At 70.3% G+C, this 22,236-nt stretch carries 14 protein-coding genes; 5 read left to right on the forward strand and 9 right to left on the reverse strand.

Features of this window, described 5'->3' with window-relative positions; all coding sequences use genetic code 11:
* Positions 1–105 precede the first annotated feature (105 nt).
* Together AC1DE0_RS22050 and AC1DE0_RS22055 are read right to left on the reverse strand one after the other, a co-directional pair.
* Entirely contained in the window at positions 106–2,625 is a 2,520-nt protein-coding gene (locus AC1DE0_RS22050; RefSeq protein ID WP_478105707.1) for a peptidoglycan recognition protein family protein, read from the reverse strand.
* Between the two features lie 234 nt (positions 2,626–2,859).
* Positions 2,860–3,597, reverse strand: coding sequence for a phosphotransferase (locus tag AC1DE0_RS22055; protein ID WP_478105709.1), 738 nt, complete (start codon positions 3,595–3,597; stop codon positions 2,860–2,862).
* 228 nt (positions 3,598–3,825) lie between these two features.
* Between AC1DE0_RS22055 and AC1DE0_RS22060 the strand changes: the two genes are divergently transcribed.
* From AC1DE0_RS22060 to larC, 4 genes are all read left to right on the forward strand, one after another.
* A complete protein-coding gene (locus AC1DE0_RS22060) occupies positions 3,826–4,539 on the forward strand; it encodes a response regulator transcription factor (protein WP_478105711.1) in 714 nt (237 codons plus the stop codon).
* Positions 4,540–4,616: 77 nt separating this feature from the next.
* Complete coding sequence (locus AC1DE0_RS22065; protein ID WP_478105713.1) at positions 4,617–5,900, forward strand: sensor histidine kinase; 1,284 nt, start codon at positions 4,617–4,619, stop codon at positions 5,898–5,900.
* 563 nt (positions 5,901–6,463) lie between these two features.
* Positions 6,464–11,824 carry a peroxidase family protein gene (locus AC1DE0_RS22070; RefSeq protein ID WP_478105715.1) on the forward strand — a complete coding sequence of 1,787 codons (5,361 nt, stop codon included), beginning with the start codon at positions 6,464–6,466 and terminating at the stop codon, positions 11,822–11,824.
* Positions 11,825–11,971: 147 nt separating this feature from the next.
* On the forward strand, positions 11,972–13,273 hold the full coding sequence (larC, locus tag AC1DE0_RS22075; RefSeq protein WP_478105717.1) for a nickel pincer cofactor biosynthesis protein LarC: 1,302 nt from the start codon (positions 11,972–11,974) through the stop codon (positions 13,271–13,273).
* A 41-nt stretch (positions 13,274–13,314) separates the two neighbouring features.
* Here the strand turns inward: larC and larB are convergent, their stop codons facing one another.
* The 6 genes from larB to AC1DE0_RS22105 all read right to left on the reverse strand — a co-directional run bounded on the left by larB (position 13,315) and on the right by AC1DE0_RS22105 (position 19,596).
* On the reverse strand, positions 13,315–13,995 hold the full coding sequence (gene larB, locus AC1DE0_RS22080; protein ID WP_478105719.1) for a nickel pincer cofactor biosynthesis protein LarB: 681 nt from the start codon (positions 13,993–13,995) through the stop codon (positions 13,315–13,317).
* Entirely contained in the window at positions 13,988–14,893 is a 906-nt protein-coding gene (larE, locus tag AC1DE0_RS22085) for an ATP-dependent sacrificial sulfur transferase LarE (protein WP_478105721.1), read from the reverse strand. The genes larB and larE overlap by 8 nt, the downstream gene beginning before the upstream one ends.
* Before the next feature lie 10 nt (positions 14,894–14,903).
* Complete coding sequence (gndA, locus tag AC1DE0_RS22090) at positions 14,904–16,334, reverse strand: NADP-dependent phosphogluconate dehydrogenase (RefSeq protein WP_478105723.1); 1,431 nt, start codon at positions 16,332–16,334, stop codon at positions 14,904–14,906.
* 152 nt (positions 16,335–16,486) lie between these two features.
* The gene (gene uidA, locus AC1DE0_RS22095) at positions 16,487–18,268 is read right to left on the reverse strand and encodes a beta-glucuronidase (protein ID WP_478105725.1); all 1,782 of its coding nucleotides are present in this window, start codon (positions 18,266–18,268) and stop codon (positions 16,487–16,489) included.
* Positions 18,269–18,586: 318 nt separating this feature from the next.
* On the reverse strand, positions 18,587–18,883 hold the full coding sequence (locus AC1DE0_RS22100; RefSeq protein WP_478105727.1) for a hypothetical protein: 297 nt from the start codon (positions 18,881–18,883) through the stop codon (positions 18,587–18,589).
* A 17-nt stretch (positions 18,884–18,900) separates the two neighbouring features.
* Positions 18,901–19,596, reverse strand: coding sequence for a hypothetical protein (locus AC1DE0_RS22105; RefSeq protein WP_478105729.1), 696 nt, complete (start codon positions 19,594–19,596; stop codon positions 18,901–18,903).
* Between the two features lie 308 nt (positions 19,597–19,904).
* Here AC1DE0_RS22105 and AC1DE0_RS22110 point away from each other — a divergent pair, with 308 nt between their 5' ends.
* Positions 19,905–20,975 carry a LacI family DNA-binding transcriptional regulator gene (locus AC1DE0_RS22110; RefSeq protein WP_478105731.1) on the forward strand — a complete coding sequence of 357 codons (1,071 nt, stop codon included), beginning with the start codon at positions 19,905–19,907 and terminating at the stop codon, positions 20,973–20,975.
* Here AC1DE0_RS22110 and AC1DE0_RS22115 read toward each other — a convergent pair.
* Positions 20,879–22,210: a lactate racemase domain-containing protein gene (locus tag AC1DE0_RS22115; protein WP_478105733.1), complete on the reverse strand. Its 1,332-nt coding sequence runs from the start codon at positions 22,208–22,210 to the stop codon at positions 20,879–20,881. The genes AC1DE0_RS22110 and AC1DE0_RS22115 overlap by 97 nt on opposite strands.
* Positions 22,211–22,236 lie beyond the last annotated feature (26 nt).

Below are 22,236 nucleotides of genomic sequence, written 5' to 3' on the forward strand. Positions count from 1 at the left end.
GGCGTCGGGCACGCGGTCGCGTGGGCACGTGACGGCATACGGCGGGGAGCGGCCGCCACGACGCGACCTGCAGTGAACGCGCGACGTGGCGGCCTCCGCCCGATCTCAGCTCGTGTAGTAGCCCATCAGGTCGGCGACGACGTGGGTCGAACCTGCGCCGTTGTAGACGTTGACGAGGCTGCCCGTCGTCGTGGCGGTGGACGTCAGGTTCGTGACCGTGCGACCGGGCACGGTGGAGAGCGTCGAGATCGCCGGCGGGCTCTGGCCGGACCGGTAGAACGACACCCACCCGTTGGCCGTCGAGATGCCGCCCACCGCGAGAACGGCGCCGTGAACGGCATACGTGGTGTTCGGGATGCCGAAGGTGGTGGCCCGCCCCGGCGCCAGCGCCCCCGCGGGCACGCCCCACCCGACCCGGGTGTCGACGAGCCGCCGAGGCGCGACGGGGACGAACTTAAGCCCGCGACCGTCGACATAGAAGCCCAGGGCGTCGATGACGACGTCGGCCTGCCCCTGCGCCACCGAGATGGTGACCCGGCCCGACTGGTCCGCCGGAATGGTGACGAGGTTCGCCACCGGTGTGCGGTCGGTGACGCTGACGCTCGGGACAGCAGGGCGCGCGCTGCCGGCACGATAGGCGGTCAGGGTGGTCGGGCCGGATGCGTTCAGCACCGTGACGTTGAAGCTGACGGCACGCGTGCCGCTGAGCAGCCCCGGCACGGTGAAGGTGACCGGCCGGGCCGGTGACACCTGCTGCCGCGGGGCACCCACGCCGCTACGCGTGTCGACGAGGCGCGACGGTCGGGTGTATGCCGCGTAGCCTGCCCCGGTGCCCGTGCGGAAGTAGCCCTCGAGGTCAGCCATCAGGTTGACCGAACCCCTGGCGTTGAAGAGGCGCACCGTGCCGCCCGGCGCCACGCCGACCGTCACCTGGGTCGTGATCGTGCGACCGGGCACGACGTCGAGGTTCGCCGTGAGGCGCCGTGACATGTTGGCCGGGTAGGCCGTCAGCGTCGTCGGGGTCGTCGCGCCCACCGCCGTGACGTTGAGCGTGACGGCCGTCGCCGTCGAGGGGAGCCCCGGCACCGTGAGCACCAGCGAGGTGTTCGCAGGGAGCGGGCGCTTGGTCGTCCCGAGACCCGTCCGCGTGTCGAGGAGGCGTCGCGCAGTCACCGGGACGTAGACGGATCGCCCTGCGACGAACTGGTAGGCGCGCCACGTCGACGAGGCGGACGACCTGATGGAGGCCACCTGGGGGTATGCGGCATCGCCCGGGCAGCTCGTCAGGCTGAGGTCACGGTGGCCCATGACGCGAGGCTTCGTCACGCGCACGCCAGCGTCGTAGCGCGTGCTGCCGCCCGACATGAGCACGACCGACGAAGCCGGGTTGAACCCCGAGCGGTCGGCCTGCCACGCGATGGTGCGGCTCACCGCGCTCGTCACCGCGCTCGGGAACTTCACGCTGGTGAAGTCCCCGATCACCGAGACGCCGAACGTGTCCGAGTTGAAGCCGCCGGCCTGGGCGCCTTGCGTGAAGCCGTTCAGGCCGCCCTTGCGCCCCTCGTAGATGCGACCGAAGCGGTCGACGAGGAAGTTGTAGCCGATGTCGCACCAGCCGTGGCTCTGCGTGTGGTACGCGAAGATGCCGCGCACGAGGCCGGGCGCCTGGGCCGCCGTGTAGTTGTTCGCGTTGACAGTGTGGTGGACCACGGCCGCCTTGAACCCGCCCAGCGGATCGGGCTGGCACGGCATCATGCTCTCGTTGGCGCCCCACTGGGCGCGGGTCACGATGGTGGGTTGCGGAACGGACGCGACCGACGCCGTCGACGTGGTGGACGCGGTCGACACGGCGGCCGCGGAGAGCCCGGCGGTCCGGGCCCCTGCTGCCGGGGCCGTGCCGTCGGAGGCGCTCGGCGTGCCGTCCTCGCTGCTCGTCGTGCCGACGGGCGAGGCCGCGACGGCAGCGTCCGAGGCGGCGCTCTTCGCGTCGACGAGGCTCAGCGCGAGGTCGTGGGGCGCGGCGCCGCCGTTCGAGAGCACCCGCACCTCGGCTCCGTCGGAACCGGCTGCTGTGAGCGGGTCGGTGCCCACCCGGGCTCGCCGGCTCTCCGCCGTGCCGGCATCCGGACCGTGGTCCTCGTCGACGTCGAGGCCGATCCAGGCGCTCCACCCGGTCTTGGTGTGGGTGCGCGCCTCGACCGTGAGCCCGGCGGGCGCCGCACCTTGGTAGGTGACGCCCATGACGTCGAACTTCGTGCCGGAGCGGCTCACTGCGGCGACGACCTTGCGCGTGCCGGACGTCGCCGTGCTCGACCCCGTCGCGGCACGAGCCGACGGTGCAGGGGACGCGGGGGACGCTGGGGACGCCGGGGGTGAGGCGACAGCGGGGATCGGCACCCGGGTCACCGTCGGAGTGATGGGCGGCGACGTGGCGGCGAGCGTCGGCCGGGTGGTGGTGGCCGCCCGGGTGAGGCCTGGCACCGCCCCCGAGACGGCGCCAGGCCTCGATGCCGGCGCGGCGGCCGCCGCCGCCGTCAGTGGGCCGGAGGCGGCGAGCACGACCGGTGCGACCACGGCCAGGGTGGTGGTCGCTGCGGCGCGGGCGAGGACGGTGTGTGGACGCATTCGGGACTCCTTCGCATCAGAACTGTCGTTCTGTCCCGCTTGTCACACTATGGGGGGGTTCTCGACCCGCCCAATGGCCCGCACCTGTGAATCAGCCCCGGACTCGGTCAGCAGAAGACCAACGGCTGGTAAGTCCTCGAACTCCGTCACTGCAGGTCTGTCGGGCCGGCCAGGCGGCGGTGTGCCGGGGCAAGCCGACGGCCCCGGCAGCCCGTGGTCGCCCGGCCGAACGGATCAGTGCTGTGCCTTCAGCACGTCGATCTCGCATCCCGGTGCCGACGGGTCGAAGCCGTGCTCGACGAGCCAGCGGATCGCCGTCAGGCTTCGCAGCGACCACCACCCGCTGATCACGTCGCGGTCGACGGCACCGCCGTAGCCATGGAGCACGTCGTCGAGGTGTTCCGGGTGGCCGAGCGTGAGGATCGCGAGGTCGTACATGGCGTCACCCCGGCCGCCCTCGGACCAGTCGAGGATGCCGGTGACCGCGTCGCCGTCGACGAACACGTGGGCGACCTGGAGGTCTCCGTGCATGAACACCGGGGTCCAGGGCCGCAGCGCGGCTTCGGCGATGGTGCGGTTTCGTCCGACCAGCTCGGCTGGGAGGACATCGTTCGCCACGAGCCAGTCGCACTCGCTGTCGAGGGTCGCTGTCTTGTCGGCAAGGCCCGCCCCTGACCAGGGTGGCAGCGGCGCATCGTGGACCACGCGTACGGCTGCTCCGGCGGCAACCCAGGCGGCCGTGGACGCGGTCGAGGGCTCACCGAGGCGGCCGATCGGTCGTCCCGGGAGGGTCGCGAGCGCGAGCACCGGCGGCTTGCGCCACAGGATCTCAGGCGTGGCCACCGGCGCCCATGCCATGGACTGGACCTCGAGGTCGGTGCGCGCCTGGTCGGTGTCGACCTTCAGGAACACGTCGCCGACGCGGAGGGTGGTGCGCTCCTGATGGGCCACCACGATCTCGATCTCGTCCACGCCGGCCAGTCTGGCGCAAGCAGCACGGCTCGCCCCACCCCATTGATGCGCGGCGGCCGAGCGGCCACCCGTGCCAGATCGGGTGACCCGAATGCACCTTCTCGACGGTTGTGTCGTCCCTTGTGCCAGACGAATTCGCGTTTCGAGGGGCGTGACCTCCGCAATCTCGAGACGGCACCGGTGGGGCTATCCATACTGGGTCGGGGAGCCGCATCAAGCCGGCGGGGCGTGACCGAGGTGCTCAGGGGGAAAACGGGGACGATCATGAGCTTGACTGTCGGGCTGGACCCGGGACGAGAGACGCTGCAGGCGTGCATGAAGGTCCTGGTGGTCGACGACCACCAGGCGGTCGCCGCGGCGATGGCGCTGGCGATCGGCATGGAACCGGGGTTGGCCTCCGTGGGCGCCGCACACAGCGCCGCCGAGGCACGACAGCGTGTCGCCGAGCTCGCACCCGACGTCGTGGTGATGGACGTCCTGCTGGGTGACGGCGACGGCATCGAGGTCGCCGCCGAGATGATCCGCGCGAACCCGTTGCTGCGCGTCGTGGTGCTCACGGCGCACGTGGACGAAGCACTGCTGCGGCGCGCTGCCGAGGCGGGCGCGGGAGCATTCCTGCTCAAGGAGGGCGCCCTGGTGGACCTCCTCGATGCCATCCGCGCTTCCGGAGGCGACGGCCTGGTCGTCCACCCGCGAGTCATCCGTGACCTCTTCCGGGAGGCCCCGCCCGCGGTTCCGGCCTCGACTCCGCTGACGGCCAGGGAGACCGAGGTGCTCATGCTGCTGTCCGAGGGGCACAACACCGCGTCCATCGCCGGAAAGATGGGGATCACCCGTCTGACCTGTCGCGGGTACGTCAAGAACCTGCTGGTGAAGCTGCACGCGCACTCGCAGCTCGAAGCCGTGGTGAGCGCGCGGAAGCACGGGCTGATCGGCGCCTGACCGTGCCCTCACCGGCCCTGCCTGCACCGGCTCCCTCCGCCCCGGGCCCCGCCGAACGGACCGTCCGCAGTCGCACCGTGCGCCGGTTCGTGTGGTGGAGCCTGCTGACCCTGGCCCTCTGCAGCGTGGGAGTCAGCCTGGCGGTCAACGCCGCCGCGAGCGACATCGCTGTGCGGGAGGACAGTGCCCGTGGCGTCTCCTTCGCGCGGAACGTGGTGGCGCCCCTCGTCAACGCCGCGGTCCGACGCGGGGAGCCCGCAGCGACGGCCTCCCTGAACGCGGCCATCCGGAGTCCGCTCAGGGACGGCGCGCTGGTGAGGGTCAAGGTGTGGGCTCCGGACGGCCACGTCATCTGGTCGGACGCCGCCGCCCTGCACGGCGAGAGCTTCGAGCTCGAACCCGAGGAGGCCGCGCTCTTCGGGACCGACGCCGTGCGGGCGAGCGTCTCCGACCTCACCAAGGCCGAGAACGCGCAGGAGCAGGAGTTCGGCGAGCTGCTCGAGGTGTATGCCGCGGTGCGGGACGCCGACAGCCTCCCGATCCTCGTGGAGTCGTACTGGAGCACCGACCGCATCCTGCGTGACGAGGTCGTCATCTCCATCCGGACCCTGCCCCTGGCCCTGGGCGCCGTGGCTCTGTTCATGCTGGTGCTGGTGCCGCTCGCGCTGTCGCTGGCACGTCGCGTCGATCGCGCGCAGTCAGACCGGGTTGCCCTGCTGAGGCACGCGCTCGTCGCCTCGGACACCGAACGACGCAAGATCTCGCGCGAGCTGCACGACGGGGTGATCCAGGACCTCACCAGTCTCGGCTACGTGCTTCCCGCCGTGCAGAAGCAGCTGCCCGACGAGGCCGGCGCGGAGAGGGAGGTGCTGGCCTTCCTGAGCGAACGCCTCAAGACCGACATCGCATCACTGCGAGGGATCCTCACCGAGCTCTACCCGGTCAGCCTGGCCCGCGAGGGCCTCGCCGCCGCGGTCGAGCAGCTCGTCGAACCGGTGCGCGCCCAGGGGATCCAGGTCGTGGTCGAGGTGCATGCTGATCTCCAAGCCGTCTCCAGCGAGGCCGTCCAGCTCGCCTACCAGGTGATCCGGGAGGGGCTGCGCAACGTCGTCAAGCACGCGGGCGCCTCCTCGGCCCGGATCGCGGCGCACCTGGACGGCGATGACGTCGTCGTGGAGGTGGAGGACGACGGAGCCGGAGCGCCCGTCCTGCCGGCCGGTGACGGGCACCTCGGCCTGCTGTTGATCGAGGACAGCGTCGTAGAGATGGGCGGCTCCTTCGGCATCGGGCCCTCAGGGTTGGGAGGGACGCGACTCGTCGCTCGCTTCCCCAAGATGTCCGTGTGGTCCTGGGCGCGCTGAGCCACCTTTCCGGGTCCCGTGGTGGACGGCGTCGGTTGAACACCCCCATCTGAGGGGTTCGCCTACTCCCGCGTGAGGGGGTGGGGGAGGCCCCCGCTGGGCACTGTTGTGCCACAAAGACATTCGTCAGGCTCGATCCATGGGCAACGGGGACAGCCTGCGGACGCGCATTGGGCCGGCGACGGCTCTGACGCGACGTCGTGCGGGTCGTCGGACGGTCGTGACTCCCGCGGCATACGGCGTTGTGATGACAGACGGCGGAGAGAGCTGTGCTCCCCGTCGGGGACCTTCAAGTCACGTCACACGATCCCGGCATGCGGCCCCCGGGCGGGAGCCTCACGGCGAGCGGTTGGGTCGGCGGCAGGGCCGCCGACCCGACCGTGCGCCTGAGCTCGCGACCCCACCCAGGTCCTCAGTAGGTCCGTTCAAACCATGTGGCGGACCCAGGCAACGAAATAGGCAGGTGTGGCATGAATCGCTTCCTCTGGAAGTCCACCGGGCGCCCCTCCGCCCGAGTGATCCCCGCTGCGCGGGGCACGACGTCGCGCTCATGGCGTCCGTCCGTGGCCGGTCGGTTCCGCCGGGTGGCGGCCGGCATCGCGTTCGTCATCCCGGTGGCGATGGTGGTGCCGTCGGCCGTCGCGCAAGCCGCGGTGGCTCCTGTCGGCAACGGGTTCGTCGTAACCGCAGGTGACCTGTCGTTCATCCTCAAGCAGATCAAGATCGCCGAGCGCCACTCGGCGACGTGGACTGCCTCGAACCCCTGCGGCACGCTGGTCGGCCCCGCCGCCGACCAGATCCCGGACTACCTGACCTCCTACGGTCTGCGCACCACCGACGGGTCGTGCAACAACCTGAAGAACCCTGCGAGCTACACGCTCGCCGCTGCTGACCAGCCGTTCCCGCACCTCGCTGAGCCGATCTTCCGTGGCGCCGAGCCGATCACGCCGGCCTTCCCGGTCGGACCGGTCGGACCAACGAGCTACAAGCAGTTCTCGCCCGGCAACGTCGTCGTCGACTCGCAGCCGAGGACCGTCAGCAACCTGGTCGTCGACCAGACGTCCACGAACCCCGCTGCCATCGCCGCCGCGGGGTTCCCCGTGCGCAGCCAGGGCAACCCCGGCGTCTTCCCGTGCACCACGGACCCCGACCCGACGGCCGTTCCGCCCGTCGACGGCGCCCCGACGGGTTGCGTGCCTTCACACCAGACGTTGTTCATCCCGAATGTGACCACTGACGTCGGACTCTCTCCGCCGTTCAACTCCATGTTCACCTTCTTCGGCCAGTTCTTCGACCACGGTGTGGACCAGACGGTCAAGGACCAGGGCACCGTGTTCGTGCCGCTCAAGGCCGACGACCCGCTCCGGACCCTCGGGCCCGACGGCAAGGCCAACACCGGCGACGAGGTGCCCGCATCCCAGGCGTTCATGGTGCTCTCGCGGGCACAGGTGCGCCCCGGGCCCGACGGGATCCTCGACGACAACCCGGCCACATCCGTCGACGAGAGCGCCGACAACATCCCCGCCGACAACACGGACTCCCCGTGGGTCGACCAGAGCCAGACGTACACGTCGCACTCGTCCCACCAGGTCTTCCTGCGCGAGTACGCCGGAGTGGACGTCGTGGCAAAGACGGGCAGGCCCGTGTCGACCGGGAAGTTCCTCGGTGGGCTGCCAGCCGGCCAGACGTACGCCGGTTCCCCGGACGGCCAGGACGGCATCTCCACGTGGGCATCGGTCAAGAAGCAGGCAGCCGAGAAGCTCGGCCTGCTGCTCGTCGACCGAGACGTGACGAACATCCCGATGCTCGCCACCGACCCGTACGGCAACTTCACCCCGGGCCCGGCGCGCGGTCTGCCGCAGTACGTGACGTCAAGCGGTCTGGTCGAGGGCGACCTGGCCAGCCCCGTTGCCGTGCCTACCAACGTCCTGCACTTCAACACGCCCTTCCTGACGGACATTGCGCACAACGCCGACCCGTCGCCGCAGGACACCGACCACAACCCGGCCACCGCGCCGGTGGCGCCGACGCCGGATGCGGACAACACCCCGTCCGCCGACTTCGCCAACCAGCCGGCCGGCACGTACGACGACGAGATGCTCAACGCGCACTTCGCCTGTGGTGACGGTCGCTGCAACGAGAACATCGCGCTGTCCACGATCCACCAGATCTTCCACTCCGAGCACAACCGCCTGGTGGACGACATCACCGCCACCCTCAACGACCCGGCGAACGCCGCACTGCTTGCCGACTTCCAGGCGGCACACCAGTTCAACGGCGCCGACATCAGCTACGGCTTCGGAGGCAGGCTCTTCCAGGCCGCCCGGTTCGTTACGGAGATGGAGTACCAGCACCTCGTCTTCGAGGAGTTCGCGCGCAAGATGGTGCCGGCGATCCGGCCCTTCCACGTCTACTCCACCGACATCAACCCGGCCATCGAGGCCGAGTTCGCCCACGCGGTCTACCGGTTCGGGCACTCCATGCTCGACGACCTTGTCGCCCGCAGCGACACACGCGCCGACGGTTCCACGCTGGACAACAGCGTGCCGCTGCTGACGGCGTTCCTCAACCCGCCGGAGTACTTCAACAACAGGGTCGACCCGGCACATCCGGTGTACACGCCACAGCAGGCAGCCGGCGCCATCGTGATGGGCTCCTCGGACCAGACGGGCAACGAGATCGACGAGTTCGTGACCGAGACCCTGCGCAACAACCTGCTGGGTCTGCCGCTCGACCTGCCGACCCTCAACATGACGCGTGCCCGCGACGCCGGCGTCCCCCGGCTGAACGAGTTCCGTCGTGACGTGTTCGCGCAGACCAACGACGGACAGCTCGCGCCCTACACCAGCTGGCAGGACTACGGACAGCACCTCAAGCACCCGGAGTCGCTGATCAACTACGTGGCTGCCTACGGTCTGCACCCGACCATCACGAGCCAGACGACGCTCGTGGGCAAGCGCAATGCCGCCCGCGCGATCGTCGACCCGCGCCCGACCCAGGCCGGGCCCGATGGCATCCTGGGCACCGCCGACGACATCCCCGGTGATGTCCAGCCGGGCGACGCCGCCGACTTCATGTTCGGCAACGGCACCTGGGCCAATGACGCCACCGGCCGGACGACCACGGGTCTCGACGACGTCGACCTGTGGGTGGGCGGCCTCGCCGAGGTGACGAACCTCTTCGGTGGCCTGCTGGGCACCACCTTCAACTACGTCTTCCAGACGCAGCTCGAGAAGCTGCAGGACGGCGACCGGCTCTACTACCTGGCCCGCACGCCGGGCATGAACCTGCGCACCCAGCTCGAGGGCAACAGCTTCTCCGAGATGATCCAGCGCAACACGGACGGCACGAACACATTGAAGGCCGACGCGTTCGCGACCGCCGACTGCAAGTTCCAGCTGTCGTTCCTCAACGACCCGGCGAACACTCCGAACACGCTCGTGCGTGCGGCGACTCCCACCGTTCCTGCCAGCATCACCGGCCAGGGATCGCTCAAGGACGACCCGAACACGCCTGACTGTGACGAGAACCTGCTGCTCGTGCGCTCCCCGGACGGCACCATCGCGTACCGGCAGCGCAACACCGTCGACCCGGCCGGCATCAACGGCCAGTCGGTCTACAACGGCACTGCGGGTGTCGACCGCATCAAGGGCGGCAACGACAACGACACCTTCTGGGGTGGCGACGGCAACGACGTCATCGACGGGCAGGGCGGCGACGACGTCGTGCTCGGCGGCAACGGGGACGACATCATCACCGACCTCGACGGCGCCGACGTGCCCAAGGGAGGACCTGGCAACGACGCCATCGACGCTGGCCCGGGGGACGACATCCCGATGGGCAACGCCGGCCAGGACTTCATCAACGCCGGTGCCAACGACAACGAGACCTTCGCCGGTCCCGGCAACGACTTCGTCATCGCCGGACAGGGCGCGGATGCGGTCTTCGGCGACGGTGGCGACGACTGGATCGAGGGCGGCTCGGGGCAGGACCTGCTCCAGGGCGACCACGGCGCACCGTTCTTCGACGACCCGGCAGAGTCGGCTCCCGGCAACGACATCTTCGTCGGCCAAGTCGGTGAGAACGACTACGACGCCGAGGGTGGCGACGACGTCATGGCCCAGAACGCTGCCGTCGACCGCAACGCCGGCGCCGGTGGGTTCGACTGGGCGATCGGGCAGTACAACACCGTGGCCCAGACGGACGACATGATGATCAACAACAACCTCGGCGGCCTGCCGATCCAGCTCGTGGTCAACCGTGACCGCTGGCAGGAGACCGAGGCCGACTCGGGCACGTCGTTCGGCGACAGCATCAAGGGCACGGACGGTGTCCTGGCCACTCCGAGGCTGATCGATGCCCGCACCGGCGGCTTCTCCGGCTGCGACGCCATCGACCAGGCAGGCATGGCCCGCATCAGCGGACTGTCCGACATCCTGCCCCCCGTCGCACAGTGGCAGGGCACCGCGGCTGATGTCGCCGCCCTGTCGGCCTCTGGGGTCTGCCCGCTCACCGGCCCGGTCTGGGGCGAGGGCGACATCCTCCTCGGTGGCGGTGGCAGCGACACGATCGAAGGTCGTGCCGGCAACGAGATCATCGACGGAGACCGTTACCTCTCCGTCCGGATCAGCTACCGCACCAACCCGGCCGACGCGTCCACCGAGACGGGCACGACCGACCTGATGGAGAACAAGGCGATCCCCGCCACCGCCACGAACCCGTGGGGTCCAGGGACCACCGGCATGACCCTCCAGCAGGCCGTGTTCGCCGGAATCGCCCACCCGGGCAACCTCGTCGCTGTGCGGGAGCTCAAGACCGCAGCGCCCGACCCGACCGCCGTGGACACCGCCGTGTTCTCGGCCGCTCGGGCCACCTACACGGTCACGGCGAACGCCAACGGCAGCATCACCGTCGACAGCAATGGTGGGGCTGACGGCATCGACACGCTGTGGAACATCGAGCAGGTGCGGTTCTCCGACACCACCCTCAGTGTGACCCCCCGCGCGGTGGTCACGCCGACGACACTGGCGTTCCCGAACACGAACGTGCGTGCGACCTCGGCCGCGCGGAACATCACGGTCTCGAACACGGGTGTCGCCGCCCTGCGGGTGACCGCAGCGACGGTGACGGGCACCGACGCCACCTCGTTCACCGCCACCCCGGCGGCGGGCTGCGCTTCCATCCCCTCGGCTGGATCGTGCGTCGTCGCAGTGAGGTTCGCGCCGCAGGGCGCCGGGCTCAAGTCCGCGACGGTGACGATCGTCACCAACGCGCCGGGTGCCTCGCCCACCGTGGCCGTGTCCGGAACGGGTATCGCCGTCGCGCCGGCTGCGCCGACGATCGGCGCCTCCGTCCGCGGCAACGCCTCGGTGACCGTCAACTGGACGCCGCCCACCAGTGACGGTGGCTCGCCGATCACGGGCTACCAGGTCCGTGTGCTCGCGGGAGGCGTCCAGCAGGGTGCCCTCCGGCCCGCTGCGGCCGGCGCAACCAGCCTGCTCGTCACCGGGCTGACCAACGGCACGGCCTACCGGTTCCAGGTCCAGGCCCTCAACGCGATCGGCGCCGGGGCCTTCTCGGCCCAGTCGGCCGCGGTCACTCCGGCGACGACGCCGGGTGCCCCCGCGACCATCGCCGCCAACGCCGGTGCAGCCGGTGGGGCGCGCACCGCGACGGTCACCTGGACGCCGCCCGCCGACACCGGAGGTTCGAACATCACGGCCTACACCGTCAGTGCCTACCGCGTCACTGCGGGCACACCGGCCGCGACGTCCGAGCAGTCCGTCGTTCTCGGTGCGGGTGCGCGGACTCGGAACTTCACGTTCACGAGTCCGGCAGGGACGAGCTACCTGTTCGAGGTGGTCGCCACCAACGCCGTCGGCAGCGGTCCAGCTGTGCGTTCGGGGACGGTGGTGCCCCAGTAGCGGCAGCGGGAACCCAACCGGTCGCCACCCACTACCGAGTGGCTGAGTGACAACTGAAGATGCTGGAAGGGGCGGGCCGAGCATCGGTCCGCCTCTTCCTCGCGCCCAGCCCGGATGGGGGCGGCGCTGCGGCATACGGTGTCGGGCATGGACCGTCACGCCGAACCTCAGCTCGCCGCCTGGCTCGATCTGTCGGCCGGTGTCGCGGGAGACATGCTGCTGGCCGCGCTGGTCGATGCCGGCGCATCGCTGGAGCACGTGCAGTCGGCCGTCGACGCCGTCATCCCCGACACCGTGCGGCTCCTGGTTTCCGAGGTGCAACGCGCTGGTATGCGTGCGCTGAAGGTGGATGTCGAGCTGCTGGCTCCTGACCAGCACCACCGGTCGTGGTCGGTGATTCGCTCTCACCTGACCTCCGCCGCACTGGACGACTCGACACGGCATCGTGCTCTCACCGTCTTCGGCGCCCTCGCGGCGGCCGAGGCGCGCGTGCACGGCGTCGGCGCCGACGAGGTCCACTTCCACGAGGTGGGTGCGTGGGACTCGATCGCCGACGTCGTCGGGGTCTGCGCTGCGCTCGCATCGCTGCAGATCTCGCAGGTGAGCGCGTCGAGGATCGCCCTCGGCTCCGGCACGGTGAGGGCTGCGCACGGGCGGATCCCCGTGCCGGTGCCAGCCGTGCTGGAGCTGGTCCACGGCTGGGAGGTGTTCTCGGGCGGGGACGGCGAGCTCGCCACGCCGACGGGCGTGGCCCTCGCGACGGCGCTCGCGACCGGGCAGGGCGACCTACCGCGCCTGCAGGTCACTGCGCGTGGTGTGGGCGCGGGCACCAAGGACGTGGCCGGACGCCCCAACGTCGTCCGGGTCGTCGTCGGTCAGCCGGTCGGCGCAGCGGTGACGGTCGACGGCGCTCCACACGCTGAGGATCCCGAGGCGGGAGGCCCCGAGCTCACCGACCTCGAGAGCGCCGAGATGCTCGTGCTCGAGGCCAATGTCGACGACCTCGACCCGCGGGTGTGGCCCACGGTCATCGACGCGCTCATGGACGCCGGCGCCGCCGACGCCTGGCTGACGCCCATCGTGATGAAGCGGGGACGCCCGGCCCAGCAGCTGTCGGTCCTCACTGACGCACGACACCGACCAGCCCTCTGCGAGCTGGTCCTGACCGCGACGAGCACCATCGGAGTTCGCGAGACGGCGGTGCGGCGGTTCGCGCTGGCGCGGGGGTGGCGCGACGTCGAGGTCGACGGGCACCGCATCGGCGTCAAGGTCGCCCACCGTGGCGGCCGGGTCGTCACCGCGACGCCGGAGTTCCGTGACGTCGAGGCGGCCGCATCGTCATCGGGGGTTTCCGTGCGCCACGTGCTGGACCGGTCGGTGGCGGCTGCCGTGGCCGCTGGCCTGGTTGCCGGCGCGGCCGTGCCGGAGGGCCTGCGGCTGCAGGCGTGACGGCTAGCCGGTCTCGGTAGGCGGGCGTCGCGGCCGACGGGTCAGCGCGCAGCGATCTGGGCTGCGAGGTGCCCGCCGCCGTAGCCGTTGTCGATGTTGACGACCCCGACCCCGGGAGCGCAGGCGTTCAGCATCGTCAGCAGGGGGGCGATGCCACCGAACGCGGCGCCGTAGCCCACCGACGTCGGCACGGCGACGACGGGTGCCCGCGCCAGCCCCGCGACGACGCTGGCGAGCGCACCGTCCATGCCCGCGACGACGACCAGAGCGCCGGCGCGGTCGATGAGCTCGCGTCTGGCGAGCACCCGGTGGATGCCGGCCACACCGACGTCGACGACGAGCTCGACGGGTCGGCCGAGGTGGCGGGCGGTCAGCGCAGCCTCCTGCGCGACCGGAAGGTCAGACGTGCCCGCGCAGAGGATGACGACGAGCTCCCCTGTGGGAGTGGGGGGGTCGGGCGGCCAGACGACCAGACGTGCCACTTCGTCGTGGTGCGCGTCCGGCAGCTCGGCCACGACGGCCGCCGCATGCTCCTGGGAGGCGCGCGTGAACAGGGCCGTGCCGCTGGTCTCGCCGGACGCGTACGCCTCGGCGAGCCTGCGGGCGATGGCCCGCACCTGCTCTTGGGTCTTGCCCTCGCAGTAGACCGCCTCGGGGTAGCCACGCCGGGAGCCGCGGTCCAGGTCGAGCTCCGCGACCCCGTCGAGCGGCGAGTCAGCCACGGTTCACCTCGACGAGCGGCAGGGTGAAGGCACCCGACTGGATTCCGGCGAGGTCGAGCGCGACGAACCGGAAGCCGGCCGCAGTGACCTCGGCAACGAGGCGCTCGCGTACATCAGGTGACACGGCTCGAACCAGGTCGTCGGCAACGAGCTCGATGCGCGCCACCTCGCCGTGGTGCCGGACTCGGCTGTCGGGGAATCCCATTGCACGCAGGGCGTGTTCGGCGGCCTCGACCTGGGCCAGACGCGTCGGGTCGACCTCGGTGAAGTGCGGGATGCGCGACGCCAGGCACGGTGCCGCGGGCTTGTCAGCATTGGGCAGACCGAGCGCCCGGGCGAGCGACCGCACGTCGTCCTTGGTCAGCCCGGCGTCGGCGAGAGGGCGCAGAACCCGATGGTTCGTCGCGGCGCGAGCGCCGGGTCGGTCCGGCCTGCCGGCGTCGTCGGCGTTCTCGCCGTAGGCCACCGCCGCTAGGTCGTGCCGCTCCACGATCTCGTCGGAGATGCGCGTGAAGAGCTCGTCCTTGCAGTGGAAGCAGCGGTCGGGGCCGTTGCGGCGGTAGGCCGGGTTGTCACCCTCGTGCGTGCTCACCTCCACGATCGGGACCTCGATGTGCGCGGCGACGTCGTGGGCGCCCCGCCGCTCGTCGGCTGCCAGGCTCGGCGAGACACCGAGCACCGCGACGACCCGCTCCGGCCCGAGCGCCCGCACCGCGAGAGCGAGCAGGAGGCTCGAGTCGACGCCACCCGAGAAGGCGACGCCGACGCGCCCGTCCGAGCCGGACGGCATACCGGTTCTGAGGGCATCGGTCACCCGAGCAGCCAACGGGGCAAGGTGGTCAGGCAGGTCGGGCAGGTCGGCCTCGTCAGTGTGGGTCGCGGTCGAAGGGGTCGTCATGACCCCATCCTCACGCCTCGACCTCGCTCCGGTCACCCGACCACAGGGTGTGGAATGCGCCGGCGCGGTCGATGCGACCGTAGGTGTGGGCGCCGAAGTTGTCGCGCAGCCCCTGCACGAGGGCCGCCGGGAGCCGGTCGGCGCGCACGGTGTCGTAGTAGGCGAGCGCGCTCGAGAAGCCGGGCACGGGCACTCCCGCCGTGGTGGCCAGGCCCACGACGCGCCGCCACGGGTCCTGCCGACCGGCCAGACCTTTGGCGATGCTCGGGGCGACGAGGAGCGTGCGCAGCCCGCCGGCGGCGTACTCGTCGCTGATCTGGGCGAGCAGGCGGGCGCGGATGATGCAGCCGCCACGCCAGATGCGGGCGACGGTCGCGATGTCGACGTCCCAGCCGTACTCCTCGCTGGCCTTACGGATCTGGTCGAGGCCCTGCGCGTACGCGACGACCTTCGACGACCAGAGCGCGTCACGCACGTCGTCGATGAGCTGACGGCGATCCTCAACGGAGACAGCCCGATCGGGGCCGGTGAGAGTGCCGCGGGCCGCCTCGCGCACGGCGGTGTCTCCGGAGGCAGAGCGAGCGAAGACCGACTCGGCGATGGTCGAGACCGGAACACCCAGCTCGAGGGCCGTCTGCACCGTCCAGCGACCGGTGCCCTTCTGCTCCGCGGCGTCGGTGATGAGCTCGACGAGCGGGCGGCCGGTCGAGCCGTCGACCCGCGACAGCACCTCGGCCGTGATCTCGATGAGGAAGGAGTCGAGCTCACCGGTGTTCCACTCGCGGAAGACGTCGGCGATCTCGCTCGCCGTGAGGCCGGCAGCCGACAGCACGTCGTAGGCCTCGGCGATGAACTGCATGTCGGCGTACTCGATGCCGTTGTGGACCATCTTCACGAAGTGGCCGGCGCCGTCGGGACCCATCCAGGCGCAACAGGCCTCACCGTCGACCTGGGCGGCGATCGACTCGAGGATCGGACCCAGGGCGGCATACGACGCCTTGGACCCGCCGGGCATGATTGACGGGCCCTCCAGCGCGCCGACCTCACCGCCCGAGATGCCGGTGCCGACGAAGTGCAGCCCCTTCTCACGCAGGGCCGCCTCGCGGCGGCGGGTGTCCTCGAAGTGGGCGTTGCCGCCGTCGACGACGATGTCGCCCTCGTCGAGGAGCGGCACGAGCTGGTCGATGACCGCATCGGTGCCGGCGCCCGCCTTGACCATGATCACGATGCGTCGCGGCTGCTCGAGCGAGGCGACGAAGTCCTCGAGCGACTCCGAGGCGACGAAGTCACCTTCCGAGCCGTGGTCGGAGACGAGCGTCCGGGTGCGCTCGGGGCTGCGGTTGTAGAGCGCGACCCGGTGGTCGTGCCGGGCCAGGTTGCGGGCCAGGTTGCTGCCCATGACCGCGAGACCGATGACACCGATGTTGGCCAGAGTTGCCATGCGAGTTTCTTTCTGGGACAGGCGGCCTGAAGGTGCGCCGCCGGGCTGGGGGAGGAGGGGCCGAGCGCGGTCACGTCGACGGTGACGTGACCGCGCTCGGTTGAGGTCCCGGACGCCGACGGTACGCGAGTTGGCGGCGGCACCCGAGTCGCTCAGGCGTCCTTGCGCCAGCGACGGCGCAGGGCGAAGGCAGCTGCCTTCGGCTTGCGGTCGCGGGTGAAGGCACCCTTCTTGTTGCCGTCGACACGCATGATCCCGGAGGTCGTGGCGAAGTCGGCGAAGTTCCAGACGTGCTCGCCGACGACGGCTTCGCACGCGTCGAACACGCGGTGGTTCATGTCGAGGTAGTCCACCTGGTACTCCTCGCTCCACGGCTGCGGCGTGAGGGAGTGGTTGCCGGCAAGCGTGTCGGCGCCGTACTCGGTGATGACGATCGGCTTGCCCTCGGACGCCCAGCCGTTCAGCTCGTTGGTCCAGGCGATCTCGGCGCCGGGGAGGTCACCGGTGTTGACGTACCACCCGTAGTAGCGGTTCAGCATGAGCACGTCGGCGAACTGCGAGACGCGGCACTTGCCGTGGGGCGCCAGCATGACGTTCACGAAGCCGACGGGACGCGTCGGGTCGGCCTCGCGCGCCACGTCGAACAGCGGGCGGAAGTAGTCCTCGGCGCCCTCGGTGTCGGACTCGGGCTCGTTGGCGATCGACCAGAGCACGACGCTCGGGTGGTTCTTGTCACGCGCGATCAGCTCGCGGATCGCCTGGGCGTGCACCTCACGGCTTGAGTCGTTGATGGTCTCGGGGGAGAAGGTCTTGTAGCCCTGGCCGCCGAAGATGCCTCCACCGAGGCCCATGTTCAGGCCGACGGCAGCCGTCTCGTCGATGATGACGATGCCGTGCCGGTCGGCGTAGTCGATGACGTCCTCGGAGTAGGGGTAGTGCGAGGTGCGGAACGAGTTGGCGCCGATCCAGTCGAGCAGCTCGAAGTCCTGGACGACGTGCGCGGGGCTGTGCGCCTTGCCGATCGTCGAGTGGTCCTCGTGCATGCCGAAACCCTTGAAGTAGAAGGGATCGCCGTTGATGAGGAACTGCGTGCCGCGCACCTCCACGGTGCGGATGCCGACGGTCTGGTGGTAGCTGTCGAGCACTGCGCCGGCGTCGTCGGCGAGCTGCACCTCGAGGTCGTAGAGGTAGCCGTGGCCGGGTGCCCAGAGGTGGACGTCCGCCACCTCGAGAGTGCCCGTCGGGCCCGTGCCGGTGGCGACCTCGCGGCCGGCGGCGTCGCGCAGCACGACCCGCACATCGAGCCCGTCCGCGTCTGCGGCCTCGACGGTGTAGTCGACCGACCCCGTGTCGCCCTCGAACCCGGTGACGACCGTGATGTCCTCGACGCGGGCCTGCGGCGTCGCCGACAGCCACACCGAACGCTGGATGCCCGCGAAGTTGAAGAAGTCGTGCCAGTAGATCTGCTTCTGGCCGGCCGGGCCCTCCTCGATGACACCCGGCGGGATGGACTGGAAGCTCAGCGTGTTGTTGATGAGAGCCGTGACGCGCACCGCCTCGCCGGGGGTGACGAACTCCGTGATGTCGGCCTCGAACGGGGTGTAGCCGCCCTCGTGGCTCACGACCTCGTGGTCACCCACCCACACGGTGGCACGGTGGGTGGCGGACTCGAAGTGCAGCACGATCCGCTGGTCTGCCCAGCCGCGCGGCACATGCACGGTGCGCTGGTACCAGATGTCGCCGAAGTAGTCGCGGACCGCGGCGTCGGCCGTCAGGTCGTTGAAGCTGGCCGGCACGGCCATGTCGCGTGGCGCCGGGAGGTTCGCGCCGAACCAGCGGGCGTCACGCCCCTCGGAGTCGCCGTCGAGCTGGAAGGACCAGATGCCGTCGAGTCGTTTCGTCTCGCGGGTGGTCGTGTCCTGGGGGCGGAGCATGGGCTGGCCTTTCAGTGGGTGGTGCGGGGGCTCGTTCCATTTAGTCACCGGCCGCGGCAACCAAGCGAGCGATTGCCACGAGTTGCCACGCCACCTGTCAACCGAAAGAACACTCCGTCACGCATCACCCCAATCGAAAGAACACTCCGTCCCCTTGCCCAGCCCGTATGCCGCCCTGCCGCCCCATCGAGAGAACACTCCGTCGCGCTGCCCAGCCCGTATGCCGCCCTGCCGCCCCATCGAGAGAACGCTCCGACACGCTCCCTTCAATCGAGAGAACACTCCGTCATGCCGCTGCCGGCTCGCGCGAGCGCCCGGTCACGCTGCGTAGGAGCGAGCGCGCAGCCGGCGGGCCCGGATCTCCGCGAGCTCGAGCATGCGTGTGCTGAAGAACCTCGGATGGATGTCGGAGAGGTCCAGTCCCGTCAGCGAATGACCAAGCTCGCCGGCGACCTGCACCACCAGAGCGTGCCGGGCCGCGTCGCTGTTGACGTGTTCGTCCCAGACTTCGACGACTGACCAGTCGTCGTCGGTGAACCGCTTGAACCGCGCCGCGTCGTGCTCTCGCTGCTCCGGACTGTCGTGGAACTCGCGTCCTTGGTACTCGAGCAGCACCCGCTGCTCAACCCACCTCATGTCGGGGCGGCCGAGCCATCGCCGGCCCGACGCGTACACCGGCTGGTTGAGCTCGGGTGCGGGCAGGTGCGCACGAACCAGGACGAGCCGGGTGCGTGTCTCGCCCGGTGACTCAGAGCCGACTCGGATCCAGTCCAGCGTTCGAGCAGAGTGAGCTTCCCGCGTGGAGCGACACGGGCGTCCAGCGCCTGCCGCAAGGGCTCGACCGACTCCAGCCTGTTCGCGACGGCGTCACCCATCACGACCAGGTCATCGAGCCCCAGCGGAAAGCCCGGCCGGATCAGCTCACCCATGTCGACCCACGTGTCGGCCGCGCTCGTCACGGGAAGGCCCGCCACGCTCGTGACCGCACGGGTGCGGAGGCCACGATGGCCGACGAAACCGGGGCGCCGCACTGGTCCGTCCTCTGCATCGCGCATCACATGCATGGCGAGGTCGTCGTCAAGCAACATCGGCAGGGGAAGCTCGTGGATCCGTGCGGCAGTGAGGTGCGAGAACGCGTAGCGGTTGACCACGAGACCCAAGGCGGAGCAGGTCTCGAGGAGGGAGTCGCATGCGGCCGCAGACCACACGCCTCGGGCCGGCGTGTTGAGGTTGAGCGCGTACATCTGCGCCTTCGTGAGTCCCCAGGCCGTGGCCATCGCCGGGGTGAAGGGCCGGTTTCTGAGGGGCTCGGGCAGCGTCACAGGCATGGTGCCGATGGTGGCCGCCCGGCCCGACGGCGAGAGCGCGTCATCCACAGGGGCGTCGCAGCTCGTGACGGAGCGTTCTCTCGATCGCGAGGGAACGTGACGGAGCGTTCTCTCGATTGGGGGTGGGGGCGGCATACGCCGTCGGAGCGGGACGGAGCGTTCTCTCGATCGCGAGGGAACGTGACGGAGCGTTCTCTCGATTGGGGGTGGGGGCGGCATACGCCGTCGGAGCGGGACGGAGTGTTCTTTCGATTGGGGAGGAGCGGGACGGAGTGGTCTCTCGATCGGGGGTCACTAGGGTGGGCGGCATGGACCGTCGCCCGACGATCTACGACGTCGCCGAGGCCGCTGGTGTGGCTGCTTCGACAGTGTCGCGGGCCTTCGCCCGGCCCGGCAGGGTCAACGCCGAGACGGCGGCGCGCATCTTCGAGGCCGCGCAGAAGCTCGGCTACCGGTCGGGGTCGCTCGCCGGCCTCGTGCCGACCCGCACCCGCTCGATCGCGCTCGTCGTCACCGACATCACGAATCCGTTCTACGCCGACATCATCCGTGGCGCTCATGAGGCTGCGGGCGAGCTCGGCTACACCGTGCTGCTCTCGCACACGCAGGAGGACGCCCAGCTCGAGCGGGAGTGGACCGAGCGTGAGCTGCGAGCCGTCGAGGGCGTGCTGCTCACGAGCTCGCGCATGTCGGACCAGGCGATCCGGATGATGGCGAAGCAGAAGCCGGTCATCGTGCTCAACCGGCGCCTGCCCGAGGTGCCGAGCATCCTCGTCGACAACGCGCGCGGGATGCGCCGTGCCGTGGAGCACCTGGCCGAGCTCGGGCACGAGAGCCTCACCTACGTCGCCGGTCCCGAGTCGAGCTGGACCGACGGGGTGCGGTGGCAGGCGCTGCGCGAGGCGGCCTACGAGCTCGACCTCAAGGTCAAGCGGGTCGGCCCCTCCAACACCCCCACCGTCCAGGCCGGGTTCGCCCGAGCACGGGAGATCGCGACGCAGCGCGCCACAGCCGTCATCGCCTACAACGACGTCGTCGCGATCGGTGTGCTCAAGGGCCTGCTGCGGCTTGGGCTCGGCGTTCCGGACGACGTCAGCGTCGTCGGTTTCGACAACACCCTGCTCGCCGAGATCACCGAGCCCGAGCTGACGACGGTCGCGGCACCGCTGCACGCGATGGGCGCCACGGGCGTGCGCAACCTCGTCGCCATGGTCGGCGGCGCCGTGCCGAGCCGCGAGCCGATCGTCATGCCGATGCGGCTCGTCGCGCGCCGGTCGACCGGTCAGCGCAGCCGGAAGAGGACCTCTCCTGCGTTGGGCACGACGAACGCCCCGGCCTCCGCCTCGGCGGCGACGTCGACGGAGGCCGGGTCGAGGTAGCCGAGGTTGGCGGCACGGCATACGTCCTCGGGGATGCGGGTCGCCAGGGTCACCTTCACGCGCAGCCGCTCCTCGCCCGTCTCGGCGTCGTAGGTGCCGGCGCCGCGCAGGTGGGTCGAGTGCGCGAGCGTGCCCCAGTGGATGTGCTTGAACCGGTCCCACTGCTTCACGAAGTAGTCGCGGCAGTGGTAGCCGATCTCGTTGATCTCGGGATGGCTCGTGGAGATCTCGGTGATGTGCGGCGCGTAGAGGATGACCTCGCCGCCGTCGGCCACCGCGGGCTCGAGCTTGTAGAACCCCTTGGCTCCGGTCCAGATGTCGTCGTACATCTCCGGGATGACCGAGATGACCCGACGGACGGGCTCGTCGAGGTAGGTGACGTGCGTCTGCGCGCAGATCTCGGCGGCGTTGGCCCAGGAGGAGATCGTGTCGCCGAACGAGATCGAGTGGAGCGACTGCTCCCCGCCGTGCGACCCCTTCTCGCCGACGACGCAGAAGGCGAGCTTCTCTGCCGGGACCAGTGAGGCGCCCTCGTTGATGAGGGCGCGCACCGGGGTCACGGCGGTGGTCCCGATGATCTCGGCCGACGTGATGAGCGCGCCGATCCAGTGGGAGACGTCGATGATGTCCTGCCCTGCGACGCCGGGGAAGAAGTACTTGTTGCCACCGGAGATGCCGACGACCTCGTGGGGGAGGACCGGCCCGACGACGAGCGCGATGTCGTGCTCGACGACGGCACGGTTGAGAAGCACAGGCACGTCCATCGACAAACGCCCCTCGGACAGCTCCGCCAGCCGCGCCGCGGGGATCGTGCCGAGGTCGGCGAAGGTGGACTCGTCCCACCACTCGTGGTTGACGACCGTCATGCCGGGATAGGTCTCCTCGATGCGCCCCGGCTCGTAGCCCAGGTGCGCCCCGAGCGCCTCCTCGGACATCGGCTGGTGGGTGCCGAGCGCGATGAGCGTCGTCATCCGGGTGGCGCGTCCGTGCAGCGCCTCGTGGACCGCGCCGACGAGCAGGGGGAGCGGGCAGGTGCGCGTGCCGTCGGGCACGACGATGCACACGCTCTTTCCGTCGACGTCGGTGGCGTCGAGCTGCTCACGGATGAACCGCCGCACCTCCTCCGTCGTCAGCCGGCTCTCCGCTCCGCCGAGACGGGCCGCCCGCCGTGCCGCCACCTCGGGTGCCTCGTTCGACACAGGCGCGGCGGAGGGCTTCGGTGCGGTCGTCGTCATGGGGCCCACTCTCACCCCGACGTCGG

The sequence above is a fragment of the Terrabacter sp. 05T424 genome (assembly GCF_056396225.1).